This is a genomic window from Streptomyces sp. NPDC003691 (genome assembly GCF_053981115.1).
On the sequence record NZ_JBSFNQ010000185.1, the window covers coordinates 1 to 5,542 of the forward strand.

Annotated in this window: 1 protein-coding gene; it reads left to right on the forward strand. The window is 71.1% G+C overall.

All coding sequences use genetic code 11. The features are described 5' to 3' along the window. A partial coding sequence (locus ACWDR0_RS34420; protein WP_456355773.1) for an amino acid adenylation domain-containing protein occupies positions 1-5,542 on the forward strand: 5,542 nt, incomplete at both ends.

The window sequence follows — 5,542 nt, forward strand, 5'->3', positions numbered from 1 at the left end:
ACGGGCCGACGACCAGGTCAAGGTCCGCGGCTTCCGTATCGAGCCGGGCGAGGTCGAAGCCGTACTCCGCACCCATCCCGAAGTCGCTCAGACCGTCGTGATCGCCCGCGAGGACACCCCGGGAGACCGCCGCCTCGTCGCCTATGTCGTCTCTCCCGAGACCGACGGGCTACGGGAATGGGTGGCCCGCAGCCTGCCCGACCCTATGGTCCCTGCCGTGGTGGTCGCCCTCCCCGAACTCCCGCTGACGTCGAACGGGAAGCTGGACCGGAAGGCGCTGCCCGTCCCCGAGTACGCCTCGGGCGAGGGCCGGGCACCCGCCACCGTCCAGGAAGAGCTGCTCTGCGCGGCCTTCGCCGACGTCCTCGGTCTCGACTCGGTCGGTGTGGACGACAGCTTCTTCGACCTCGGCGGCCACTCCCTCCTCGCCGTACGGCTCGCCTCCCGCATCCGTACCGTCCTCGGCGTAGAACTCTCCCTCCGCACCCTCTTCGAAAGCCCCACCGTCGCCACCCTGGCCACCCGCCTCACCCACCACACCGGACACACCCGAACACCCCTCACCCCCACCCCCCGCCCCCAGCACACCCCCCTCTCCTTCGCCCAGCGGAGGCTCTGGTTCCTTGCGCAGTTCGAGGGCCCCAGCCCCACATACAACATCCCCGTGCCCATCCGGCTGCGAGGCGTGGACGCCTCGGCGCTGGAAGCGGCGCTCCTCGATGTGATCGGGCGTCACGAATCGCTGCGCACGGTCTTCCCTTCGGTGGACGGCGAGCCCTACCAGCGCGTCGTGGATCCGGTGGACCTGCACTGGGAGCTGAACGTCACGGAGGTGGCGACCGGCGGGCTGCCCGAGGCGGTACGGCTGGCCTCGCGCCACGCCTTCGACCTGTCGGCCGAGATCCCCGTCCGGGCCTGGCTGTTCGCCGCCGGACCCGATGAGCAGATGCTGCTCGTGCTGATGCACCACATCGCGTCGGACGGCTGGTCCCGTGCACCGTTCGCACGCGATCTGACCCTCGCCTACGAGGCCCGCCTCACCGGACGGGCCCCGGACTGGCAGCCGCTGCCGGTGCAGTACGCCGACTACACCCTCTGGCAGCGCGAACTCCTCGGCGACCCGGACGACCCCCACAGCCTCCTGACCACCCAGGTCGACTACTGGCGGCAGGCACTTGCCGGAGCGCCCGAAGAACTCGCCCTGCCCACCGACCACCCCCGCCCCGCCGTGACCGGCCACCGCGGCCATGCCGCCCCGCTCCGGATACCTGCCGAGGTCCACCGGCGGCTGGCGGCGCTGGCGCGCACCGAAGGCGTCACCACCTTCATGGTGCTCCAGGCGGCGCTGGCCGTGACCCTGTCGCGCGTGGGCGCCGGAACCGACATCCCGATCGGTTCACCGGTCGCGGGGCGCGGCGACGAGGCCCTGGACGATCTGGTGGGCTTCTTCCTCAACACACTCGTCATCCGCACCGTTCTCTCCGGTGATCCGGAGTTCCGGCAGGTCCTGGCCCGGGTCCGGGAGACGAGCCTCGGGGCCTTCGCCCACCAGGACGTCCCCTTCGAACGGCTCGTCGAAGAACTGGCCCCCGAGCGGTCACTCTCCCGGCACCCCTTCTTCCAGACGACCCTGACCGTGCAGAACACTCAGCGGGCCGCCCGCGAACTGCCCGGCCTGGCCGCCGGCGGTGACAGCGGCGGGGCGGACGGCGGGGCGGACGGTGCGGTGGAAATGCCCGCGAAGTTCGACCTCGACATAGTGGTGGTCGAGCAGTTCGACGCCGACGGCCGCCCGGCGGAGCTGCGCGGAGTGGTCACCGTGGCGGCGGACCTCTTCGACGCGCCCGCCGCCGCGCGGTTCGCCGACTGGTTCGCGCGTGTTCTGGACACGGTGACCGCGACACCCGGCGCACGGATCGGCACCGTGGACCTCCTCCCGGCCGGTGAACGCGACCGCGTTCTTACCGACTGGAATGCCACCTCAATCGATGTGCCGGGTTCGTCGGTGGTGGAGCTGTTCGCGGGTCGGGTGGCTGTGGTTCCGGACGCGGTGGCTGTGGTGGCCGAGGGTGTGGAGGTGTCGTACGGGGAGCTGGACGCGGCGTCGAACCGGCTGGCCCGTTATCTGGTGGGCCGGGGTGTGGGTGCGGAGTCGGTGGTGGGTTTGTGCCTGCCGCGGGGTGCCGGTCTGGTGACGGCGATTCTGGCCGTGCTGAAGGCGGGGGCGGCGTATCTGCCGCTCGATGCCCGGCATCCGGCCGAGCGCATCGCGTTCATGGTCGCCGACAGCGGCGCGGCCACCGTCCTCACCAGCGGAACCGAAGCCACGGCACTCACCGAGGCCCTGGCCGGAACGGCGATCGGCGTCCCGGTCGTACACCTCGACGACCAGCGGGTACGGGAACGGATCGCGACCCTGCCCGCGACGCCCCCCGCCATCACCCTCGCTCCGGCTTCCTTGGCGTATGTGATTTACACGTCGGGTTCGACGGGGGTGCCGAAGGGTGTGGCGGTTGGTCATGGGGGTGTGGTGAATCTGGTGGCCGCTCAGGGTGAGCGGTTTGCGGTGGACGGTGGGGCGCGAGTGTTGCAGTTCGCGTCGGTGGGGTTCGACGCGGCGGTGTCGGAGGTGCTGGTGACGCTGTGCTCGGGCGGGGTGCTGGTGATGGCTCCGGGCGAGGGTGTGGATGCTGGGGACGGGCTGGTGGGTCTGGTGGCCCGGCACGGTGTCACTCACGCGACGCTGCCGCCCGCGCTTCTCGGCGCACTCGACACCGGCGACCTCCCCACCCTCCGCACCCTCATCTCCGCGGGTGAGGCCCTCGACGCCGCCCAGATCGACCGCTGGGCGCCGGACCGACGGCTGATCAACGCCTACGGCCCCACCGAGATCACCGTCTGTGCGTCGATGTCGGCCCCGCTGTCCGCCGGTGACCGGCCGACCATCGGCACACCCCTCACCAATACACGCCTTTACGCCCTCGACGGGGCGTTGGGTCCGGTGCCGGTGGGTGTCGCGGGTGAGCTCTACGTGGCGGGTGTGGGTGTGGCGCGGGGGTATGTGGGGCGGCCGGGGCTGACGGGTGAGCGGTTTGTCGCCTGCCCGTACGGGTCCGGTGGTGAGCGGATGTACCGGACCGGAGATCTCGTGAAGTGGACGGCGGACGGGCAGCTGATGTTCGTGGGCCGGGCCGACGACCAGGTGAAGATCCGCGGCTTCCGGATCGAGCCCGGTGAGGTCGAAGCCGTACTCCTCACCCACCCGGAGGTACGGCAGGCCGCGGTCGTGGTCCGCGAGGACAACCCCGGCGACCGCCGCCTCGTCGCCTATGTGGTCCCCGTGACAACCACCGGCACCACCCCGGATATCGCGACGAATATCGCGGCGGCTACCGCGACGGATATCGACGGCCTCCACGACTTCCTCACCGGCAGACTCCCGGAGTACATGATTCCGGCCGCGGTGGTGTCGCTCCTGGCCCTGCCGATGACGGTGAACGGCAAGCTCGACCGCCGGGCGTTGCCCGCGCCGCGGTTTACCACGGGCGAGGGCCGGGCCCCGGCCACTCTCCGGGAAGAACTGCTCTGCGCAGCCTTCGCCCAGGTCCTGGGCCTGGAGTCGGTCGGAGTCGACGACAGCTTCTTCCAGCTCGGCGGCCACTCCCTCCTGGCCGTACGGCTCGCCTCCCGGATCCGTACGGTTCTCGGTGCCGAGATCTCTGTACGGACTCTGTTCGAGACTCCGACCGTCGCCGGCCTGGCCGCCCGTCTGGCCGAAGGCCCTGACCCGACGCGTACCCCGCTCACGGCGGCCGACCGGCCCGAGCGGGTGCCGCTCTCCTTCGCCCAGCGGCGGCTGTGGTTCCTCGCTCAACTGGAAGGGCCGAGCCCCACGCACAACATCCCGATGCCCATCCCGCTGAGCGGAATCGAAAGCGGCGCACTCGGGGCGGCGCTGCGGGATGTCATCGGCCGTCACGAGTCGCTGCGGACGGTCTTCCCGGCCGTGGACGGCGAGCCGTACCAGCGGATCCTCGACCCCGCGGACCTCGACTGGGAACTCCAGGTCACCCGGGTGGCCCCCGATGAGCTGGCCGACGCCGTGGCGACGGCGACGCGCTACACCTTCGACCTGTCCACGGAAATCCCCTTCCGGGCCTCGCTGTTCGAGGCGGGTCCTGAGGAGCAGGTGCTCGTGGTCGTGATCCACCACATCGCGGGTGACGGCTGGTCGATGGCGCCGCTGGGCCGGGACATTTCCACGGCGTATACGGCGCGGTTGCGCGGCGAGGCTCCGGTATGGGAGCCGCTGCCGGTGCAGTACGCGGACTACGCGCTCTGGCAGCGTGATCTCCTCGGCGACGAGTCCGACCCGGAGAGCCTGCTGTCGTCCCAGATGGAGTACTGGCGGCAGACACTGGCCGGGGCGCCGGAAGAACTGACCCTGCCGACGGACCGGCCGCGGCCCGCCGTGGCGAGCCACCAGGGACACCGGGTCCCCCTCCAGGTGCCCGCGGAAGTACACCGGAGGCTGGCTGCGCTGGCGCGTGCCGAAGGCGTCACCGCCTTCATGGTGCTCCAGGCGGCGCTGGCGGTCACCCTGTCCCGGCTCGGTGCCGGCACCGACATCCCCATCGGATCACCCATCGCCGGCCGCGGCGACGAGGCGATGGACGACCTCGTCGGAATCTTCCTCAACACACTCGTGATCCGGACGGACCTGTCCGGTGATCCGGAGTTCCGGGAGGTGCTGGGGCGGGTCCGGGAGGCGAGTCTCGGGGCGTTTGCGCATCAGGATGTGCCGTTCGAGAAGCTGGTGGAGGAGCTGGCGCCGTCGCGGTCGATGGCCCGCCACCCCCTCGCGCAGACCGTCCTCACCCTCCAGAACACCGCCGACGCCACGCTCGAACTTCCCGGCGTACGCGGCGGCCGGGGCACCGGCTCGGGCGACGAGGCGGTCCGGGCCCCGGCCAAATACGACCTCTACATCGGAATCGCCGAAACATTCGACGCCGACGGCCGTCCGGCCGGTCTCCGGGGAACCGTGACGGTCGCGGCGGACCTCTATGACGAGCCCGCGGCCGCCCGGTTCGGCCAGTGGTTCGTCCGCGTACTCGATGCCGTGACAGCCGACCCCCACACCCCCGTCCACAGGGTGGATGTGGTGGATGCGGGGGAGCGGTCGCGGGTGCTGGCGGTGTGGAACGGGACGGCGGCGGAGGTGGTGTCGGGGTCCGTGGTGGAGTTGTTCGAGGCCCGGGCCGCGGTGGTGCCGGATGCGGTGGCTGTGGTGGCCGAGGGTGTGGAGGTGTCGTTCGGGGAGCTGGATGCGGCGGCGGGACGGCTGGCGCGGTATCTGGGTGACCTGGGTGTGGGTCCGGAGTCGGTGGTGGGGCTCTGCCTGCCGCGGGGTGCCGAGATGGTGACGGCGATCCTGGCGGTGTGGAAGGCGGGGGCCGCATATCTCCCCGTCGACGGGGAACTGCCCACCGAACGCATCGCGTTCATGCTCGCCGACAGCGGCGTACGAACCGTCCTCGGC